This window comes from Paenarthrobacter sp. CCNWLY172, from assembly GCF_037402035.1.
Lineage (GTDB): Bacteria > Actinomycetota > Actinomycetes > Actinomycetales > Micrococcaceae > Arthrobacter.
Window position 1 is genome coordinate 168,002 of record NZ_JBBEGB010000007.1, and the last position, 19,129, is coordinate 187,130.

At 62.7% G+C, this 19,129-nt stretch carries 18 protein-coding genes; 9 read left to right on the forward strand and 9 right to left on the reverse strand.

What is annotated here, in order from left to right:
* Positions 1 to 76: 76 nt before the first annotated feature.
* From WBN73_RS12910 to WBN73_RS12930, 5 genes are all read right to left on the reverse strand, one after another.
* Entirely contained in the window at positions 77 to 1,180 is a 1,104-nt protein-coding gene (locus WBN73_RS12910) for a hypothetical protein (protein ID WP_337340439.1), read from the reverse strand.
* Positions 1,177 to 2,454, reverse strand: a complete 1,278-nt coding sequence (locus tag WBN73_RS12915) for a glycosyltransferase (protein ID WP_337340440.1) — start codon at positions 2,452 to 2,454, stop codon at positions 1,177 to 1,179. The genes WBN73_RS12910 and WBN73_RS12915 overlap by 4 nt, the downstream gene beginning before the upstream one ends.
* Positions 2,451 to 3,374, reverse strand: a complete 924-nt coding sequence (locus WBN73_RS12920; RefSeq protein WP_337340441.1) for an ATP-grasp domain-containing protein — start codon at positions 3,372 to 3,374, stop codon at positions 2,451 to 2,453. Before WBN73_RS12920 ends, WBN73_RS12915 begins: the two co-directional genes overlap by 4 nt.
* Positions 3,374 to 4,288 carry a PIG-L family deacetylase gene (locus WBN73_RS12925; protein ID WP_337340442.1) on the reverse strand — a complete coding sequence of 305 codons (915 nt, stop codon included), beginning with the start codon at positions 4,286 to 4,288 and terminating at the stop codon, positions 3,374 to 3,376. The genes WBN73_RS12920 and WBN73_RS12925 overlap by 1 nt, the downstream gene beginning before the upstream one ends.
* 105 nt (positions 4,289 to 4,393) lie before the next feature.
* Positions 4,394 to 5,956, reverse strand: coding sequence for a sigma-70 family RNA polymerase sigma factor (locus tag WBN73_RS12930; RefSeq protein WP_337681310.1), 1,563 nt, complete (start codon positions 5,954 to 5,956; stop codon positions 4,394 to 4,396).
* A 166-nt stretch (positions 5,957 to 6,122) separates the two neighbouring features.
* Between WBN73_RS12930 and WBN73_RS12935 the strand changes: the two genes are divergently transcribed.
* From WBN73_RS12935 to WBN73_RS12945, 3 genes are all read left to right on the forward strand, one after another.
* The gene (locus WBN73_RS12935; protein ID WP_207596254.1) at positions 6,123 to 6,899 is read left to right on the forward strand and encodes a hypothetical protein; all 777 of its coding nucleotides are present in this window, start codon (positions 6,123 to 6,125) and stop codon (positions 6,897 to 6,899) included.
* Between the two features lie 94 nt (positions 6,900 to 6,993).
* On the forward strand, positions 6,994 to 8,343 hold the full coding sequence (locus WBN73_RS12940; RefSeq protein ID WP_337340444.1) for an Ig-like domain-containing protein: 1,350 nt from the start codon (positions 6,994 to 6,996) through the stop codon (positions 8,341 to 8,343).
* A gap of 229 nt (positions 8,344 to 8,572) precedes the next feature.
* A complete protein-coding gene (locus WBN73_RS12945) occupies positions 8,573 to 9,400 on the forward strand; it encodes a DUF1684 domain-containing protein (protein WP_337340445.1) in 828 nt (275 codons plus the stop codon).
* A 26-nt stretch (positions 9,401 to 9,426) separates the two neighbouring features.
* Here the strand turns inward: WBN73_RS12945 and WBN73_RS12950 are convergent, their stop codons facing one another.
* Both WBN73_RS12950 and WBN73_RS12955 read right to left on the reverse strand, forming a co-directional pair.
* A complete protein-coding gene (locus tag WBN73_RS12950; protein ID WP_242703518.1) occupies positions 9,427 to 10,719 on the reverse strand; it encodes an acyl-CoA dehydrogenase family protein in 1,293 nt (430 codons plus the stop codon).
* On the reverse strand, positions 10,719 to 11,516 hold the full coding sequence (locus WBN73_RS12955; RefSeq protein ID WP_337340446.1) for an SDR family NAD(P)-dependent oxidoreductase: 798 nt from the start codon (positions 11,514 to 11,516) through the stop codon (positions 10,719 to 10,721). Before WBN73_RS12955 ends, WBN73_RS12950 begins: the two co-directional genes overlap by 1 nt.
* A gap of 84 nt (positions 11,517 to 11,600) precedes the next feature.
* Between WBN73_RS12955 and WBN73_RS12960 the strand changes: the two genes are divergently transcribed.
* The gene (locus WBN73_RS12960) at positions 11,601 to 12,758 is read left to right on the forward strand and encodes a glycoside hydrolase family 76 protein (protein WP_337340447.1); all 1,158 of its coding nucleotides are present in this window, start codon (positions 11,601 to 11,603) and stop codon (positions 12,756 to 12,758) included.
* On the opposite strand, the gene WBN73_RS12965 is transcribed toward WBN73_RS12960, so the two are convergent.
* Positions 12,755 to 13,360, reverse strand: a complete 606-nt coding sequence (locus WBN73_RS12965) for a YdeI/OmpD-associated family protein (RefSeq protein WP_337340448.1) — start codon at positions 13,358 to 13,360, stop codon at positions 12,755 to 12,757. The two genes, WBN73_RS12960 and WBN73_RS12965, sit on opposite strands and share 4 nt — an antisense overlap.
* An 85-nt stretch (positions 13,361 to 13,445) precedes the next feature.
* Here WBN73_RS12965 and WBN73_RS12970 point away from each other — a divergent pair, with 85 nt between their 5' ends.
* The 5 genes from WBN73_RS12970 (at position 13,446) to tgt (ending at position 18,197) form a co-directional block, all read left to right on the forward strand.
* On the forward strand, positions 13,446 to 14,177 hold the full coding sequence (locus WBN73_RS12970; RefSeq protein ID WP_337340449.1) for a hypothetical protein: 732 nt from the start codon (positions 13,446 to 13,448) through the stop codon (positions 14,175 to 14,177).
* A 183-nt stretch (positions 14,178 to 14,360) separates the two neighbouring features.
* The gene (locus WBN73_RS12975; RefSeq protein ID WP_024819523.1) at positions 14,361 to 14,900 is read left to right on the forward strand and encodes an NUDIX hydrolase family protein; all 540 of its coding nucleotides are present in this window, start codon (positions 14,361 to 14,363) and stop codon (positions 14,898 to 14,900) included.
* Positions 14,901 to 14,973: 73 nt separating this feature from the next.
* Positions 14,974 to 16,035 carry a DUF6707 family protein gene (locus WBN73_RS12980; protein WP_337340450.1) on the forward strand — a complete coding sequence of 354 codons (1,062 nt, stop codon included), beginning with the start codon at positions 14,974 to 14,976 and terminating at the stop codon, positions 16,033 to 16,035.
* Between the two features lie 72 nt (positions 16,036 to 16,107).
* Positions 16,108 to 16,818 carry an SRPBCC family protein gene (locus WBN73_RS12985; protein ID WP_207596246.1) on the forward strand — a complete coding sequence of 237 codons (711 nt, stop codon included), beginning with the start codon at positions 16,108 to 16,110 and terminating at the stop codon, positions 16,816 to 16,818.
* A gap of 107 nt (positions 16,819 to 16,925) precedes the next feature.
* On the forward strand, positions 16,926 to 18,197 hold the full coding sequence (tgt, locus tag WBN73_RS12990) for a tRNA guanosine(34) transglycosylase Tgt (RefSeq protein WP_280627967.1): 1,272 nt from the start codon (positions 16,926 to 16,928) through the stop codon (positions 18,195 to 18,197).
* 81 nt (positions 18,198 to 18,278) lie between these two features.
* Here the strand turns inward: tgt and WBN73_RS12995 are convergent, their stop codons facing one another.
* Positions 18,279 to 18,989, reverse strand: coding sequence for a queuosine precursor transporter (locus WBN73_RS12995; protein WP_089593686.1), 711 nt, complete (start codon positions 18,987 to 18,989; stop codon positions 18,279 to 18,281).
* Between the last annotated feature and the right edge of the window lie 140 nt (positions 18,990 to 19,129).

Below are 19,129 nucleotides of genomic sequence, written 5' to 3' on the forward strand. Positions count from 1 at the left end.
CACTGACAACGATTGCAACCACTGTGTCCATCCCCATGCGGTCAGCGTACTCCGCGGGGAATCGGCTCAACAGTGCTCACTTCCCCACCCAGGCCTTCCTCAGTTCCCCCCAGTGCTGCTCCTCCATGAGACTGGCGGGCGTCACGGATACAGAAGTGGCCCCGCCGAGCGCCGCCTCCCGCAAAGCTGTACCGAACTCTCCCGCCGTTATCCGGCCCTCACTGGACCAAAGTCCCACCGACAGGGACATGCGGGAACCCGCGCGGCGGTTCATGGATTCAGCCAATTCCCGGGTCTTGGGGGACCGTTCGCTGTTGAGCCCCACGTACTCCCACACGTGAAGCCGGTCCACCTGCTTGAGTAGGAGATCGTAGTCATGTCCGCTGTCCGCCCGGTCCCCGGACGGTGAATCGCGCGGCGAGCGCACGTCCATGTCCAGATTGACACCATAAGGTTCGACGGCGGAGCTCACTTTGCGCACGATGTCCGCCATGGCTTCGCTGCGCCAGGTATGGATTCGTGGGTCTGACGTATCGATGGTTCCGTCACCGTTTCGGGGCCAGTCCGTGGAGCCGGTGGTGATTTTGAAGTCCTTGAGATCGTTGCCGCCGAAAGTGAAGTCGTCGAACATGAGCTCTGTGAGGTTCACTGCCGAGGGCCTGTACTTCTTGGCGACAGCAGCGGCTAGGGAAGCCAGCCGGGTACCGGCCGCGCCATGCCTCAATGACCACACACCCGCAAAGGAATCGGATGCCGCCCCGTCAACGTTCCTCCCGGCAAGGGCAGGATCTTCCTTCAGCGCGCGGTCCAATAAGACGTCGATGGTCAGGATGACATCGCGTTTGCTTCCGTCATCCGCAGTCTCCAGCGCCGTGATGGACTCTGCCACGAAGTCCCGTCCTGACTGGGAAACCTCACTGGACTCCGCCCCGGATTGGTCCGGCCATGGGAAAGCTGTCCAATCGGTGCGTCCAACGGAGATGGACACCGCCGTGGCATTCACTGAGTCCAAACGTTCTGAGAGTTTCGCAAGGTAGCCGGGCTCACTGTTCACCACGTCCTCAAAGCCCAGGTTGACCATGCGGTCCGCAGGCTTGGGAAGCGGCTCCCCGGCGCACGAGGCCATCGTCAGGGTCGAGGCCAGCAGGGCGCCTGCGATCGCTGAGGCTGCGCGGTTCACGCGCCCACCTCTTTCGGGACTTTGGCCTCGGCAGCAATCACGCTGATGACACCGGTGCGTTGCAACTTGTTCCATTTGGCCGGTGTGCCACGGATCTCCTTGGCGATTGCGCTGGCCAACGCCAGTCCAACGAACACCGAATAGAAGGGCCATAACGGCAGGGTCCAAAGGAATCGCAGATCCCGCCATGACCGGTTAAGACCAATGGAAAAACACACCAAGGCCAGAGACACGAAAAGGCCCAACCAGCCAAGAATCGCGAAGACCTGGCCCGGCACCGGACCTTCACCGGCGATGTAGAGAAAGGGCAGGACCGCCAAGATGGCAAGTTGCAGCACGGGTATCACCACCATGGTGATGGCGTTGAACACCAGGAACATGCCAAACAGTCCGTAACGACGCCGCCCGAGCATCCCCATGTGCATCCGGAGTGTTTGCAGCAACCCGCGCGACCAGCGCACACGCTGGCGCCACAGTCCTCCTATGGTGGAGGGCGACTCAGCGTAGACCAGGGCACTGGGCTGGAAGCGAACCCGGTAGCCCACCTTGTAGACCCTCCATGTCAGTTCGAGGTCTTCACCAAGGGTGTCCTCGTGGAATCCGCCCACTTCCCTCACAAGTTCGCTCCGGAAGGCGCCAATGTTCCCGGAAACAATGGGCAGGCAGTGCAACAAGGAGAGAGCCCTGCGGACCAGGCCCGTGCCAACGTGGCTCAGGACGGCAAGCATCATGGTTTGGACACGGTTCAGGTTCACGGGCCGGTCATCGCCGCACACCGCTCCGACCTTTGGATGGTCAAAACCTTCCAGCATGTTCACGATTGTGTCCGGTGCAAAGATCCCGTCAGCGTCAACAAACATCAGGATGTCGCCGTGCGCTGCGGCGATTCCATTGTTGAGGGCGGCCCCTTTCCCGGCGTTCGTCTGCGACAGGAAGCGCACCCTGTCATACTGTTCCGCCAGTCCCGCCATGATGCGTGCAGTGGAATCGGTGGAGCCGTCGTCTACCAGGATGACCTCGAGCCGCAGATACCTGCTCGCCAGGATCGACTCGACGCATTTGGTGATGACCACGGCTTCGTTGTAGCCGGGGACGATGACCGACACCAAGGGCCTCTGGCTGAGAACCGAGTAGCGATGCTTTGGAGCTTTGGAACGGTGGAACCAGTTGAAATACAAGGCCAATGGAACGTAGGCGATCTTGACCGCTCCGAAACCCAGGATCACCAAGCCACCACACTGGACGAACACCATGGCCGCGTCAACCAAACTCACACAGTCCGTCCGAGCATTGGCCCGTGGATATAGCTCCGCAGGACCCGTTCCAGGAGTTCCGGTGCGAAGGCACTATTGGCACCAAATCTGGCGTTGACCTCCAGAACTACCGGAGTTCCGTCCCACATGCGGCGGACGTCAACGTCGACGGGACCAGCCAGGCCCAGTGCGGCGGAGGCTGCTTCCGCTATCCGGGCGATATCGGGAGCCTCCGGCGTATCCACTCTCCTGACCGAGAGCGCGTTGCCGATACGACCGTGTTTAAGCTCTGTCTTTTCCAGCACCACCACAAGATCGTCCTGCTCCGACTCCTGCCAGGGCCGAAACACCACAGGCGCATACTCGGCGCCCGGCGCAAAGCGCTGCACGATCCAGGAATCATCCAATGAGGACCATATGCGCGCGGCGCTTCTTCCGCCGTCGGCAGCCCTTTCCAGGATCTGGACTCCGCGTCCACCGCGCGATACCCGGGGCTTGACCACCAAGGATCCGCCAAAGCGGGCCATTGCCTCATTGATTGAGCTGAAATCCCCCGGCAACGCGAAATCCGGAACCCCCACATTGGCGTTGGCAAGGCACTTCATGGTGAGGTACTTGTCATTCGCGAGCCGAACGGGTGTCGGGTCCGCGATCAGGATCTCGACTCCCGGAGCGAAACCATCCCGGGCCTCCGCCACCATCACCAGTTCCTCGCTGACGGTTGGCACCACCAGTTCTATCTCATAAGCGGCTACGAGTCCGCGAAGTTCCCACAAGTAGCCCGGTGCACTAGAGGGTGACACCACAGACACGGTGTCCGCCGCCGAAGCGTGGACCTGTTTCATATCGACGCCCAGAACCCAATGTCCCTGGTCCACCAATTGACGTGCCAAGGAATCCCCAGCCGGCCCGCCAACACCCGTCACCAGCACGCGCACCATCAGAACTCCCCTACGGCAGAGCCGAGCAACCGGACAGGTTCAAAACCCTCTGCATATGTGGTCTTGACCTGTGAACCCCGGAAGGCCGCGAGACTGCGGACCCTTTCAGCGCTCATGTACGGCTTTCCCTTTTGATCCCGGTGCATACCCACGGCATGGATTTTTACGTCCACATACCCGGCGATGTCCACGAAAACGCTGGGATCGAACTGCCGCGTGGATGACGGACTTTCAAAACACAGAATGGAGGAGTGCCGCCGCGCCGCCCGCATAGTGGCACTATGGACCGCTTGGTGATCCTGGTGGTAGTCATTGCGGGAATGCGTGATGACAACGTCCGGACGGAAGTCCTCAATGGCCTCCTCGATCGCTTTGACCATCTCCGGCCCATGCCCGGACAAGTTGGTGTCTTGGAAGTGGTGGACCTGCACTGCAGTGGCGCCCATGAAGTCCGAGCCTGCAGCAGCCTCCGTTACGCGGACTCTGCTGTCTCCGCCCTGGCTCCCGTTACTCATCACCATGGTCCTGACGTCATGGCCGGCGTCGGACAACTTGGCCAGCGTGGCCCCACAGGCCAATTCCAGATCATCGGGGTGTGCTCCGATGGCGAGCACTCTTCGAGGCCGGGCAGCCACCCTGTAGCGGATCCGAAAAGCCGGAGCAACAAGGCACGCAACAATCAGCCCTGCACCGGCAAGCACAACCACCGTATTCAGCCAGGAAGGATGTGTCTGGCCGACTGCACACCCCGCAAGGGCTACCAGCAGCAAACTTCCAAAACAGGCCAACGTCCAACGGAGCCTGTTCGGTGAGCTGAACTTTCGCGCGAACCAGTTCCGGCCAGCTGGAACCAAAGTCCAGCCAGCCACCAGAATCCCCAACAAACCAGCAACGGAGAACAGCGTTGCTTCCATAATGCCCCCATAATGCGTAGCGAATTAGCACGGTTCCCATCTCCGGAGACCGCCGTAGAAGTAGTGAACTGGGAAGGAGATTCGTGACGCTGCCGATGAATCCCTTTAATAGCGGTACTCAAACTCCCCCGTGACCAGGCCGCTTCCGCTCAGTGAGTACCTCAGCACGCTGTTGGACTTATGGCGCTTGGATTGCACCGTCACGTGGAAGTGCAGATCGCTGCGCTGGACTGAATCCGTGTTGCACGTAACTTCTGTGCCCCCCGCCATGGAACACGACCATCCTTCTGGTGCCTCGATGGAGTTCTCCACAATCCGTGAATCCCTGCCCACTGCAAACACCGCCGTACCTGCGCCCAAGGGTCGGGTGCCTGAGGCATTGAAGTCGATTTCCATGGCAGTGCCGCGGAAGTAGCCCTCAGAGGTGCGCCTGGCAGTACCGGAGACCTGTGCCCGCCCAGATTGCGAAGGCACGGCAGAGGGAACTGGTACAGGCGTGGTGGGGGTGGACGTCGGAACCGGAACGGGATCCGGCTCCGGTACTGGTGGCGCCACGGGCTCCGTTGACGGCTCCGGCACTGACACCGGAGGGGTGGTCTCCACCGGCGCCGGCTGAACCTCGGCCGATGGGGCAGGGGCCGAGGTACTGGTTGGGGACGCTGAAGGTGTAACGAGCGCTCGGCCCGTCCCCACCGGAGGGGCGCCGGTTTCGACAGCGCGCTCTTCCATATAAGCGTCAGGGGTTAGTTGGTCCACTATTCCCACTGTTCCCAAGACCAGTCCCACTCCTGCCGCTGCAATGACGGCCATCACGGCGGGTTTCGCAAGGGCGGGAACGACCACCGCCTTTGCCGGCGCCATCCCGCCAAGAACGCCCAGACCGCCCCCTTTTGCCGCCCACGCAGTCACTGGGATACCCGTCACCAGCGGAAGAAGTACCACCCTCATGCTGTTCTGGACGTCTTTCAGTTCTGCAAGGGCTGCCGTGCATTTGGAGCAGCCGTTCAGGTGCTCGCGAACTTTGCGTTCCGTTCCAGTGGAGAGTCCGCCCCGGAGATAGTTACCCAGTTTCGTGACGAACGCGGCGCACCCGTCATCAGGCTGATCTGCGATATGGAATTGAAGATAATGCCGCCTCAGCCCCTCTCGTGCTCGCAGCGCCAGTGCAGAAACCGCGTTGGCGGACAGCCCAAGAATGGGAGCGACGGCCGCCGGCTTCATGCGCTCAACGTCCAGGTACCACAGCACAGCCTGCCAACGTTCCGGCAGGGCACGGAACGCCCTGGCCACTGTTTGTGATTCGAAGGCGCTGACGGCTGGATCGGAATCTGCCAGAGTTTGGTCCAGGACAGACTCGTCACTGCTTGGCAGGACCCTGCCGGCTTTTCGATTCCGTTGGTGGGACAGCCGGGTTACCGTGGACAACAAGTACGCCCGGAAGAAGGTATCCGGCCCTTTCCCTGCCACCAGGCTTTGCAGCACGGACTGGAACGCCTCGGCAACTACATCCTCGGCATCGCTCGGATTGTCCACGTTGCGCTTGGCTACGGCGGAGGCGATGGAAATGTGGCGCGCGTAGAGCCCGTCGAATGCGGACATCTCTCCGGCACGGACCATCCTGATGAGGTGCCCGTCGCTATCGACGTCGACGTCCACTTGACTGTCCACTTGTGACCTTCGTGCCATCTATGGCACCCCCGAAACGTAAATAATCCTGCCCATATCTATTGAGTGGGGGTAAGCGGCAAGACGTGACGCGGTTTATACACTGTCTTTAGCAACGATTTTGCCGTCCGCTTCGTCACGAAACGGCTTCTCCGCACACTCTTCGGATATGACATCGTTCCGGACAAAATCATTCGCAGAGTGCACGTTCTCGCGGCACCTTTTGCTGCGTAGATGGCAGACCACCAGTTACCAGACAGGCTGGCGCTTCCATGCTGACTGGTTCTTGCCCGAAGTCCGGACCGTCGTCTCCTCACTGGCTGACAGCGCATCCGTTCCGGCACCTGCAGCAAAATCGCTCGGCGCCGCACGGGCCAGGAATGGCGTGGGCATCGGTGAGACCATGACTGATTTCCGGGCACTCTTTTCGGCCGCGGAAAGGACCCTGGACGTCGATGCCTTGCAGTCAGTGGCGGAAGGCTGGGCGGAGGTTGCGGAAACGGCGCCGCCGATCTCGTGCACGGATGTCTACACAGGACTGGCTACACAGGCACACTTCCAGCGGCGGATCCATGAAGTGTCGTCAATGGGGACTGGGCCCGATTGCCCGGGCGCGCATGCCATGGCCATCATCTCCATCGCCGGCCCTCGAGACGGCCGGAGCCATTGCTGGACCCTCCTGGCCCGGATGGGAGAAGCCGTTAAAGGGCAACTGCATGGCACCGGAGCGATGGCCATGTACCAAAACTCCGCCGTGCATGTGCTGTTCCCTTTCAGTGAAAGCAACCTGTGCAGGTTGGTGGAGTGCAAAGCCGCGCTGGAAGCTTTGGGGGATGGCACCCTGGGCCCTGCCCGGCTGCGGTTCTACCCGCTGTCTTCCGCTGCTGCAGCGGTGTCCGCCGACACGGCAACAGCAGCCAAGGATTCATCCTGCGAAACAAAATAAGCCGGCTCCCTACGACGCCGTCACGAACCAGTATGGCCCAACACTCATCTATTGACGGAGCATCTCACCACGGATTCTAAGGACCATCCAGCACATGAAAAATCAGATCCATCTAAAAACCGCGTCATTGGTGGCCGCCCTTCTGGCGGTTGTCATGGCCGTCCTGGGGCTGGGCCTGTCAGCCTTGCCCGCCAACGCTGCAGAGCTGACGGACGCGGACATCACCCTGAGGACGGAATCAGTAGTTTCCAGTCAGTGGGACCAGGTGGATTTGACGTGTGAATGGTCCGTGCCGGACAACTCCCGGCCGGGTGACACCTTCAGCATCCAACTGCCCCCGCAACTGCGGTGGTTTGGAGTCACAGAATTTGATCTCCAGAATCCTGACGGCGAAACGGTCGCCACCGCAAGGGCCAACGACTCGGGCCTGGTGGTATTCACGCTGACGGACTTTGTGGCAGAACAGCCCCTCAATGTCGGTGGGACGTGTTCCTTCAGCACGCAGTACTCGGTTGATCCCGGTGACGGCGAAATTGAAGAACTGAGCTTTAACGTCGGCTCCACAGTGCTGCGTGTCCCAGTGGCTGTTCAGCCGTGCACGTCGGAGTGCGGTCCGTCCCTCCCGACTGAAGCAGGCAAGGCCATGTGGTGGGTTGACCCCGCCCAGACAGTCCTTGAGTCGATCTTCTACATGCCGCCGATGGCTGCGGAGACCAACGATGTGGTGGTTACCGATACTCCGTCAGCCGGCATGGAGATCGACTGCAGCCGTGTCACACCCCGCGTTGGACGAGTCTTGAACGACGACGGGAACATCACCGAGCCATATGCCAACGAGCAGTACCCTGCAAGCCTCGACTGCACTCCGCAGAAACTCACGGCGAGCTGGACTGGCCTTCCCAAAGGCCTTCATGTGGAGCTCTACGTTGTGACCCAGGTGACCGATGCCGCATTGAACGTCTACGAGAACAGCGGAACTGTCACCATCTCGGGGCAGGAAACACCTGTGGCGGCCCAGACCCGCCGGAGCAGCGGAAGTGGCACAGGCAACGGTTCGCCCACTCCGACGCCGACGGCGACACCGACGGCCACCGCAACACCCACACCAAGCCCAAGCACCCCCACTCCGACGGCCACTCCGACGGCCACCGCAACACCAACACCGAGCCCTAGCCCCAGCACCCCCACCCCCACTCCCACTCCCACCCCGACCGCTACGTCAATGCCCACTGAAACGGATGAGCCGATTGTCGTGACTACCGACCCCCTGGTTGTGGCGCCCACGGAGAACCCGTCGGAGCCCGCGGCAGAGGAACCTGAGGAACCGTTGGCAAACACGGGCACGCAGGGATCGGCATTCGTCTTCATAGCGGCCGCGCTCCTGGCCGTCGGATCGGTGCTCGCCTTCGCAGGATCACGCTGGTCCGGCCGCAGGTCGCACTAACAAGGCCCGCTGAGCGCCGGATCGGCTGATGGGCCGGGCACATGATGTCCAGCCCATCAGCCGGTTCTTCAATCTCGGCTCGCGCTGGCATGGGTTGGGGGCCAGCGCGAGCCGTCCCAATGCGGCTGCGCCCCGGCGTCGACTCGAGTTCAGGGAATGCCCACACACGGCGCATAGTTGAGGAAAGTGCAACCACGCCACGTGCCGCGAAGACAAGCCGAGGAGACCCATGAGCTCGCCCACCACAGCAACCGATCCCCAGCTGGCCCGTTGGGAGCGGTTCCGCACGGGCCGGCACACGGCGCTGGCAACCGAGCATGGCTGGTTGACCCTGACCTCGTTCCAGTGGCTGGAGTCGGACCCGGCCGAGGTCGAACTCTCCCCCGGTCTCTGGTCAACTGACGGTTCTACCGCTTTTCTTTCGGCGAGCGCAGCGGACGGCCTCACATTTGTCCAGACCGGCGAGCCTGTGGACGGGACAGTCAGCGCAGTCCTGCAGGACGAAGAGTCACTGATGTGGGTTCAGTACGGTGGCGTCGACGGTAAGCAAGTGGTGGTGGAACTTGCCATGCGTGCGGACAAGTACGCCATCCGCACCCGTGACAACAGCTCCCCCGTTCTCACGGAGTTCCAAGGCGTTCCCACCTACGACTACAACCCCGAGTGGGTCATCCAGGGACGTTTCGAGGCGTACGAGGAGCCTCGCGATGTTCCCATCGGCACAGCTAATCCATTGGTGGACGGGGTCCATCGCTCAGTGGGAGAGGTCGTTTTCCGGGTACCGGGTGTGCCCCATGAAATCCGGCTCCATGCGGAGGAAGAGAAGCTGGGCGCCCTCAACGTGACCTTCCACGATGAGACCAACGGTGCCACCACGGACGAGTGGCGAAAGGTCTTCATTCCTCGCCCCCGCCCGGACGGGTCCGTTGTGATCGACTTCAACCGCAGCATCAACTACCCCAGCGCCTTCACCCCCTACGGCACATGCCCCATGCCGGTGCGGGGCAATTCGATCGATGTAAGGGTGGAAGCCGGTGAGAAACTCCCCCGAGACTAAATTACGGACCGCCAAGCCCACCCGGACTAGGTGATTGCCGAAACCCCCGTCACTGCGCGGCCAACGATCAACGAATTGATCTCGTAGGAGCCCTCATAGGTGTAGATGGCTTCAGCGTCGGCGAAGATTTTGGCGATCCGGTAGTCGGTGACAATTCCGTTTCCGCCCAGAATGGACCGGCCCAGAGCCACTGTCTCCCGCATCCGGGCGCTGCAGTAGGCCTTGGCGAGGGCCACCTGGGCCATGTCGGCGCCGCCGTGCCGAATGCCTTGGGCATCCGTGGAGATGTCTTCCTGCAGCTGGGCGATCCTCACCATCATCCCCATGCTGGCTACAGCGTTTCCCAGCATGTCCACCAAATGTTGTTGGATGAGTTGGAATTTGGCGAGCGGCTTCCCGAATTGCATGCGCTCGACGGCGTACTGCCGGGCAACATCGAACGCCGCCAGTTGCTGGCCAACGGCTTGCCAGGCAACCATGATTCGGGAGCCTCGCAGCAGGTGGTTGGTGTCGGAGAAGCTGCTGATCCCGGCGAAGCGATCCGATTCGGCGACTTCGACGTCCACGAACCGGATGTCGGCGTTCTGCACCGTCCGCAGCGCGATCTTGTTTTCGATGCGGCTGCGGGTGATGCCAGGCAGGGAAGCGTCAACGATGAACGCGCGGATGGCTCCGTCGGCTTCGTCTTTGGCCCACACCAGCATGTAGTCGCAGAACGTCCCGTTGCCAATCCAGCGTTTGGCGCCGTTGACCACCCAGTAGTCACCGCCGTCGGAAGCTGCCCGTTGGATCCTGCGCGCCGTGGTCTCCATGCCACCTGCCACATCAGACCCATGGTTTGGCTCGGTGAGCGCGAAGGCGCCGGTGGTGCGCAGGTTTGAGGCGTCGTCGAGGTAGCGGTCCTGTTGTGAGTCGCTCCCGAAGTCGTACAGCGACTCAACGAAGAGATCGTGATGGACCATGAAGAACGTGGCGATCGAGGTGTCCACACGGGTCATTTCGGCGATCACCAGGCCGGCGAACAGGTGCGTGTACCCCCGCTGGGCCGGCGCACTGAGCCGCAGCGCCGCGAGCTTGGGCAGGATGTGTTCCGGGAACTCGGCCTTTTCCCACCACTGCCCGGCGTAGGGGGCGATTTCCGAAGCAAGGAAGGCCCGGAGTTCGTTGAGTTTCCGCTGTTCCTGGACGCTTAGCAGCGACTCGAAGTCGAAGAAGTCCGCGGTGGGCAACCCCGCCACGGAGGAAGGTATCGCACCGGCGGAGCCCGCGGGCACCGCCGGCGAAGATGGGGAATCCGCGCCGCCGCTGTAGTCGCCCATTATTTGATTCCCATGCGGATGGCGCCGTCCAGCCGGATGGTTTCACCGTTCAGCATGGCGTTCTCCACGATGTGCGCGGCCAACTGTGCGTATTCTGCCGCACGTCCCAGCCGCGCTGGATGCGGGACCTGCTGGCCCAAGGAATCCTGTGCCGCTTGCGGAAGACCGGCCATCATGGGTGTTTCAAAGATGCCGGGCGCTATGGTGGCCACCCTGATCAGAGAACGTGCGAGCTCGCGTGCCAATGGCAGGGTCATGGCCGCCACAGCGCCTTTCGAAGCAGCATAGGCGGGCTGTCCGATCTGGCCTTCGAACGCTGCCACGGATGCGGTGTTGATGATGACGCCGCGCTCGGGCCCGCCCAGTTCGGTGGAAACCGGTTCCGTTTCCACCATGGCTGCGGCGGCAAGGCGGATCACGTTGAAGGTTCCCACGAGGTTGATTTGGATAACTTTGCTGAAAGTTTCCAAGGGCAGCACGCCGTCGCGTCCCAACACTTTGCCGGGTGTGGCAATGCCGGCGCAGTTAACGACGATCCGCAGCGGGCCAAGGGCGGTTGCAGCATCGACCGCGGCCTGAATCTGCGCTTCATGGGTGACGTCCGCGGGGACAAAGACCGCCCTCGGACCAGAACCTGCACCCAAGGCGTTCAGTTCTGCGGCGTAAGCATCCCCTGCGGACTGCGGCAGGTCCACCAGGACCACCGACGCTCCGGCCTCGAACAACCGCCTTGCGGTGGCGGCCCCCAGCCCTGATGCCCCGCCGGTAATCAGCGCGACCGTGCCCTTGATGTCCATTCATCCTCCTTGATGCAGACCCAAAATCCGTTAATGCATGTTAACTGGAATTGTGGGCCAGCGCACCCTCGGTAGGCTGGGACCATGCCCGCCGACGCTTTCGCTGCCGACCAGCCCCTCCCCCTCACGGACCAGGACGAGTGGGCAACGCGCGCCAACCAGGCCGCCCGATCAGTGACGCGGACCTTCGGCCGGCGCCTGCTCTTCCTTCCCGGCACGCACATCGGGGCGGTCAGCCTTCCCGCCACTACTCTCCGCAGCGTCTTTGGTCCCTGGCATTACTGGTGGCAGGCGCACTATGTCGATTGCCTGGTGGACGCCGGCCGCCGTGAGCTGGCCACCACAACAAAGTTCGACGGCGCCTCCCGCCCCAGTGCGGGCAGGCTCGCTTCGCGGCTGGTCACCACCATCCGGTTGCGGAATCTGCTGAGGTTCGAGAACCACTTCTATGACGACATGGCGTGGCTCGCCCTCGCTACGCACCGGCTGGAGAAGCTGGCGGAGGAAACCAGGAAACCGGGTCGTCGGCGCAATGCGTACGTCCGCAAGAAGCTCACCCTGCAGTTCCACTCGGCCTCCACGGACGATCTGGGCGGCGGAACGTTTTGGAGCACCCAACGAGACTTCAAGAACACTCCTGCTACAGCTCCCGTAGCGCTCTACTTTGCGCGGACCGGGCACAGGGAACGGGCGCAGTCCCTGGTGACGTGGCTCAACAGCAGGCTTTTCGACCCGCAACGGGGTGTCTACTTGGATGGACTTCGCATCCGCAATGGCGAGACCGTCCTCGAGGAGGCGGTCTACACCTACAACCAAGGTCCAATCCTTGGTGCCTTGCTGGAACTTGGTGGCCAGGAGAACCTGGAACGTGCTGCGCGGCTGGTTGAGTCGGTGTCCCGCGAACTGACGGTCCCCGGAACACGAGTCATCCATGGTGACGGCACGGGCGACGGCGGACTTTTCACCGGCATCCTGGTCCGCTACCTCGCACTTGCCGCGCGGGACCAACGGTTGCCCGCAACTGCTCGGGACACTGCCCGGGCCTTGGTGCACGCTACGGCCGGGGCGTTCTGGATGACGCGTCGTGAGGCGTCGGAACCAGCCCCCACCGAAGCCCCGGCGCTCATATTCTCCCCCAATCCGCTGCGGCCGGCGGCCGAGACGTATCCGGTGGGTGCCGCCGTCGAACTGTCCACGCAGCTTCAAGCCTGGATGACGCTGGAAGCTGCGGCCACGCTCTAACCGCCGTCGGCAGCCGGGCGCTTCTTCTGCGGATACGGCGTTTCGTGCCGGGCCAGCATCTCCACGAACCCGGCAATCTTGCGGGCCCGGGTCTCTGCACGTTTCACTCCGTTGGTGCGGTGGATCAACGCGAAGCGGTTTTGGGAGGTCAGGACCTCGAACATCGCCTGCGCTTCCGGCACCGCGGCGATGGCGGCAGCCAGATCGTCAGGGACCACGGAGTCCGCAGGACCTGCATAGGCAGCTTCCCAGCGGCCATCGGCCTTGGCGGCTTCGACGGCGGCACGTCCGGCGTCGGTCATTTTGCCCTCGGATTCCAGCCGGGCAATGTGGCCCACGTTCCGGACTGACCAGATGCTTTTGCGGCCCCGCGGCGTCATGCGCTGCAGGTAGCTTTCGTCGTCGCGGCTCTTCGATTGACCGTCGATCCAGCCAAAGCACAGTGCCTCATCCAGGGCGGCGTCGTAGTCCAGCTCCGTGACCGTGCCGCCTTTCTTGTGCAGGATCAGCCACACTCCCGGGCTCTCGGCAGCGTGCGCCGAAAGCCAGTCACGCCACGCGGCGCCGTCTTTGAGAAGGAGTTCCGGAAGCTCAATGGGCATGAGCCTATTCTGCTGTGAAAAGGGCGGTCCAAGGCAAGTCCACGCGGCATAGGCTGGGAAGTGACTACCCTGCCCAGGAGGACCAATGCTGCGAGCCCGCCCCACCCATTACACGTCCCGCCCCGATCAGTGGTCCACGCTCCTCCAAGCGCTCGGGATGGTGAAGACCGTGGACGACGACGCCTGGTGCGAGTTCGACGCCGGTTCGGGTCGCCTCGCGGTGGTGGTCGTGGAGCAGGGTCATCCGTTGGACGGCTCCACGATTTTCGGTGTGGAGGTGGGGAACCTGGCGGAATTTGCGCGCCGCACCGAGGAAGACGGCACCCAGGCTGACTGGAACGAAACCCAGGACGGACCCACCGTGCGGATCTCTGCCGAGGACGGTTTCGAGTTCTTCGCGTTCCCTGCGACCAGGGCAGCGGATGGCACCTGGGCCACGTCCACGGAGGCTGACCCGGCGCTGGCCGTAGTAGGCAACTGGATCAGCCCTTTCGTGGGCCTTGCGGCCAACGATCTGCGGAACATCGGCGCCCGGCCGCGCACGGAGGACGACGAGTCAGCCACGTTCACCACCAAGAACGGCGGCATCCTGCGCGCGATCCACGGCGCGGACAGCGCCAACGGGGATCTTTCCTTCGAGTACGACGGCGGGCTGGAGCCGTTGTTGCACCGGCTCACCGAAGCGAAAATCGAAGCCAGGATCAGCGAGGACGTGCTGTACGTCGCCAACCCGGATGCTGCGGGTGGGGCAGCGCCGGCGTCGATCGTGATCGAACAATCACCATCGCAGCAGGCGCCGGCGAGCCCAAGCAGCTAGTCTTTGGCAGCTGCCCTGCGGAAGCGCCGTTTGATCGCATCCGCAGGAGAAAATCCTTGCCCACATAACACCTGGGAAGCCGGACGAGACGATTCTGGTCCTCTAATACCGCCGAGAGCGTAACCTCGCAGCCACCGGAACGCCACCAAGGAAGTTCGGCTGGGGATGGGGTAGAACTTAACCATGAGCGTACGTACACCCGACCCGTATCCAGGCTGGCTTTCAGATGAAGACCTCTTCGAAGCCCGCGGCCGACTTCCCATGGTCTACGTGGAGGCTGTTCCGGTCAGGCTGGATCCGCTCGGGTATGTGAATGAGGTTGGCACGCTCTTGCAGGGCGACGCCGACGGCAACATGGTCCGCTACCTCGTCTCCGGCCGGGTCCTCTACCGCGAGACCATCCGCGCAGCTCTCCTGCGTCACATGGAGAAGGACCTCGGTCCCTTGGCCTTCCCGCAGCTCCCCATCAGCCCGGTCCCCTTCACCGTGGCCGAATACTTCCCGGCCCCCTCCCAAACCGGCTTTACGGATGACCGCCAGCATGCGGTCTCGCTGGCCTACGTCATCCCGGTGACCGGCGAATGCGAACCACGCCAGGACGCACTGGAACTCACCTGGATGACGCCGCAAGAGGTGCTGAGCGAGAACGTCCAGCAGGAATTCGACGGCGGACGCGGGAACCTCGTGCGCCAGGCGCTGGCTTTTTCGGGCATCGTTCTCTAGCGGGTCCCCGCACCTGCACCAGCCGCCCTTTGTAGACTGGACGGCGGACCCCAAGAGAACCAAAGGACTTCCGATGACTCACAGCCCAGCCACACAGCAGTACAGAGAGAAGCAGGCTGGGGACCTGCGGCCCGGAGATTTTGTCTATCCGCCCGGCGACGGGCCAGCCGCTGAAATCGCCGGCATCGAGGTGCAGAACGACGATTACGACGTTGCCGCGTTGCTGCTGGTGACCATGGTCGACGGCGGCACGGTGCGGATCGCTGTCGGGTCCAGTGTCCCTGTGGGCGACGCCGTCGATGCAGGCGTGGATGCGGAGAGCGACGCCGGGACGGCGGGCGCGGGCGCCCCCGAGTCCAATACGCCGGATTCCAACATTCCGGACTCTGGTGCACTCGACTCCCGCACCCCTGCCTCCAGTACCTCCGCAGAAGGAGGCTCCGATGCCTCCCCCGAGCCGGCCGTCGTCGTTCCTCCCCGCCCGGAAATGCCACCCACGTACACCCGCCCCAGCGCCGAAGAGTTGGCCCTGATCCCCGAACCGGATGGCACCCCGGAGGCCGTGGTGAGCGCAGCCGCGGCCAACCACAAGGGCAAGAACGGCGTCCAGGTCCTGGCGGATCGCCTGACGAAGGGCATCAACACCAAATCAGGCAGCTGCCTCCGGGATCTCAGCAACCTGGCGTTCGACCTCTGCATTGTGCTGCGCGATCCGGACCATGCCCTGGCCGTAGCGGACCTGCTCAACGTGCTGCCCTTTGACGGCAACCTGGACCGCTGGGCATCCATTGAGCGGGCGCTGGCGTTGTCCAGTTTCATCTGCCGCGAAGCCGGACAAGCCGAACGTGCCGCGGTCTACGAGAAACTGTTGCGCGCGCCCGAGTCCCAGGAAGAGGACCCGTTCAAGGCCCGGATCAACGCCCGGGTCCGGCAGCGCTCGCTCAACGAACCCAACCTGTACGACAAAGAAATCTTCCGCGCGATCGACAACGGCAACCACGAGGCCGAACGCGATTGGCGGTTCCTCCGACTCGAAGCGCTCATGTTCCTGCGCGCCCACGGCGGCTCCAAGACCATCGGCGAAGACGAGTTGGCCCGGCGGATCAGCAACGAACTCGAAGCAGTGCGGGCATAAATTTCCGGACCCGCCGCTTCTGGGTATTTCAAGACCTGTTATGCGGGCGCGAACGGCGGTAGATTCGGGGCCATGACGAACAATCTGAGCGTTGTGATTAATGCCGACGCGCAGCAGGTTTGGACAATGCTGCGTGAACCGTCGCTGGTGGCTCAATGGCACGGCTGGGAAGCCGACGATCTCACCGACGAAATCAAACAGATCTATTTCAACACCGACGTTGTGGAGGGGCCCGATCACACGAGCCTGACCGTCAATGGCGGCGATGTCTTTGAGCTCCACCCTGTCTCCGGCGGAACGGAAGTGAGGGTCACCAGGGCAGCGCTCGACCACAATTCCGAGTGGGCTGAATGGGACGAGGACATCACCCAGGGCTGGCTCACCTTCCTGCATCAGCTGCGCTTCGCCTTGGAACGTCACCCGCATGGGCACCGCCGGACGCACTTTATTTCGCTTCCAGGCAAGGGCGGGCCGGCGATTGAAAAGCTGGGACTCGGGGATTTGCCGCCCGTTGGGGAGGAGTATTCGCTCACCCTGGCAACGGGCGAGAAGATCTCCGGCAAGGTCTGGTTCAAGAGCCGGCATCAAGTTGGCCTCACCGTCCACAGCTACGCGGAGCACGGAGACGGCCTGTTGATCGTTGCGGAACAGCTGCCGATTCCGGAGAAAAGGCCCGACGGCGGCTCCATGGTGATCGCCTCCACTTACGATCTGGGGGCCCACACCTTGGCGGACATCCGCTCGTCGTGGGACAACTGGAAATCTGAGAACTACGGCTCGTAGGGTTTCCTCCGCGGGTTACTTCGGGTAAAGCTGGCACACTTGGTAGCGTGCCAGCTTCCGTTTCTGCTTCCGCGTCTGTGTCTTCTCCTACTCCCGGCCAGCCTGACTTGCCAGGGTTGTCCTCCCGGCAATCCGGGTTCTCCTTTTCGGTGGGCCAGCGCCTGACTGAAACGTGTTCGCCGTCGGACGCCCAAGTGAATGCCAACGGCGGAGCTTTCCTGGGCCGCACCGGAACCATCACCACACCGCACGGAACCATCCAGACGCCCGCGTTCATCGCCGTCGGGACCAAAGCCACCGTGAAAGCAGTACTGCCCGAGTCCATCGCCGACCTCGGTGCGCAGGCTGTGCTGGCCAACGCATACCACCTGTACCTGCAGCCGGGGCCGGAGATCCTCGACGCCGCCGGTGGGCTGGGCGCGTTCATGAACTGGTCCGGGCCGACCTTCACCGACTCCGGAGGATTCCAGGTGATGAGCCTGGGCTCTGGGTTCAAGAAGGTCATCGACATGAAGAACGTCGATTCGTCCGGACCCGACGACGCCGTGGCACCGGGCAAGGAACGGCTGGCGCACATTGACGATGACGGCGTCTGGTTCAAATCGCACCTCAACGGCGACAGGCACCGCTTCTCCCCCGAGATTTCCATGCAGGTCCAGCACCAGATCGGCGCGGACATCATGTTCGCCTTCGACGAGCTCACCACGCTGCAGAACTCGCGGGCCTACCAGGAGGAGTCCCTGGAGCGGACCCGGCTGTGGGCGCTGCGGTGCTTGGAGGAGCACGCTTCCTTGACTTCTTCCCGCGTGGGCAAGCCCTATCAAGCCTTGTTCGGCGTGATCCAGGGTGCGCAGTATGAGGACCTTCGCCGCAAGGCGTGCCGGGACCTCGGTGCCATGCCCTTTGATGGGTACGGGATCGGCGGGGCGCTGGAGAAGGAAAACCTGGGCACGATTGTGCGCTGGTGCAACGAGGAATTGCCCGAGAACAAGCCGCGGCACCTTCTGGGCATCTCCGAGCCGGACGACATCTTCACTGCCATCGAGAACGGCGCCGACACCTTCGATTGCGTCTCCCCCACCCGCGTGGCCCGAAATTCGGCGTTCTACACACCGTTCGGCCGGTTCAACCTGTCCGGGGCCCGCTATAAAACCGATTTCGGGCCGTTGCAGGACGGCTGCGACTGCTACACGTGCGTGAACTACTCGCGCGCGTACATCCACCACCTGTTCAAGGCCAAGGAAATGCTCTCGGCAACGCTCATCTCCATCCACAACGAGCGCTTCGTGGTGAAGATGGTGGACGACGCCCGCTTGGCCATCGAATCCGGGGATTTCTTTGAGTTCAAGGCGGAGACCCTGGGCCGGTACTACTCGTAGGCGTCGAGTTCGCCGGAAGCGTGCGTGGGCGTGCGGAAACTTCCGGCGAACTCACACGGTTCCGGCGAACTCGGCCCGAGCCTAGGCTGCCGTTACCCCGTAGCTTGGCTCGCGCTTCTTGATCCACCCGACAACCAGCACGGTGACGGGCACGAACAGGAACTCCACGGCCGTCTTGTAGACGAAGCCAACCAGGGCGTAGTTCAGGAACGAGCCAAAGTCCGTGATGCCGATGACCGATGCTGCGATGCTGCAGAAGATCAGGGTGTCCACGAATTCGCCCACCACGGACGAGCCCATCAGGCGTGCCCACAGGGACTTCTCGCCGGTGCGGGCCTTCATCTTCACCAGGATCCAGGAGTTGATGGTCTGTCCGGCAAGGAAGGCAAGGAGCGATCCAAGGACGATCAGCGGCACGGGTCCGAGGGCGCCTTCGAGGGCTGCTTGCTTGCCGATGCTGTACTCGTCATTGAAACCGGGCAGCACGATGATGATCCAGTAGCAGAGAGAGGCAAAGACCGAGAGGGCAAACGAGGTGATGATGGCCTTGCGCGCCACCTTGAAGCCGTACACCTCGCTCATCACATCACCCAGGATGTAGGCGATGGGGAACAGGAAGAACCCGCCGTCAGTCAGGATTGGCCCGAGCGCGACGCCCTTGGAAGCGCCGATGTTGGACAGGATCAGCACCACGGCCATGATGGCCAGCATGATGCCGAAATACGGGGAGCCTATTGAAGCAAAGCGTGGGGCGGGCTTGCTCAAGGTACTGGAGCCTGAGGGCGAGGGCATGGGTCATCCATTTCGTAGTGGTTCGCGCAGGCTCCTTCGTTCAGGGCGCCCCGCTGTATTAGCACTGTGGTTGGTGGGGCATGTGGCCCGGCACCGGTTCCATTCTCCCACTCCTCCACCCCAACGCTCACTCACATCCC

What these genes read in the sequence shown, in the direction of transcription:
- WBN73_RS12920 (WP_337340441.1), bottom strand. Translation starts at nt 3,374, where the DNA reads ATGGTGCGCGTGCTGGTGACGGGTGTTGGCGGGCCGGCTGGGGATTCC.
- WBN73_RS12925 (WP_337340442.1), bottom strand. Translation starts at nt 4,288, where the DNA reads ATGGAAGCAACGCTGTTCTCCGTTGCTGGTTTGTTGGGGATTCTGGTG.
- WBN73_RS12935 (WP_207596254.1), top strand. Translation starts at nt 6,123, where the DNA reads ATGACATCGTTCCGGACAAAATCATTCGCAGAGTGCACGTTCTCGCGG.
- WBN73_RS12940 (WP_337340444.1), top strand. Translation starts at nt 6,994, where the DNA reads ATGAAAAATCAGATCCATCTAAAAACCGCGTCATTGGTGGCCGCCCTT.
- WBN73_RS12945 (WP_337340445.1), top strand. Translation starts at nt 8,573, where the DNA reads ATGAGCTCGCCCACCACAGCAACCGATCCCCAGCTGGCCCGTTGGGAG.
- WBN73_RS12950 (WP_242703518.1), bottom strand. Translation starts at nt 10,719, where the DNA reads ATGGGCGACTACAGCGGCGGCGCGGATTCCCCATCTTCGCCGGCGGTG.
- WBN73_RS12955 (WP_337340446.1), bottom strand. Translation starts at nt 11,516, where the DNA reads ATGGACATCAAGGGCACGGTCGCGCTGATTACCGGCGGGGCATCAGGG.
- WBN73_RS12960 (WP_337340447.1), top strand. Translation starts at nt 11,601, where the DNA reads ATGCCCGCCGACGCTTTCGCTGCCGACCAGCCCCTCCCCCTCACGGAC.
- WBN73_RS12965 (WP_337340448.1), bottom strand. Translation starts at nt 13,360, where the DNA reads ATGCCCATTGAGCTTCCGGAACTCCTTCTCAAAGACGGCGCCGCGTGG.
- WBN73_RS12970 (WP_337340449.1), top strand. Translation starts at nt 13,446, where the DNA reads ATGCTGCGAGCCCGCCCCACCCATTACACGTCCCGCCCCGATCAGTGG.
- WBN73_RS12975 (WP_024819523.1), top strand. Translation starts at nt 14,361, where the DNA reads ATGAGCGTACGTACACCCGACCCGTATCCAGGCTGGCTTTCAGATGAA.
- WBN73_RS12980 (WP_337340450.1), top strand. Translation starts at nt 14,974, where the DNA reads ATGACTCACAGCCCAGCCACACAGCAGTACAGAGAGAAGCAGGCTGGG.
- WBN73_RS12985 (WP_207596246.1), top strand. Translation starts at nt 16,108, where the DNA reads ATGACGAACAATCTGAGCGTTGTGATTAATGCCGACGCGCAGCAGGTT.
- WBN73_RS12995 (WP_089593686.1), bottom strand. Translation starts at nt 18,989, where the DNA reads ATGCCCTCGCCCTCAGGCTCCAGTACCTTGAGCAAGCCCGCCCCACGC.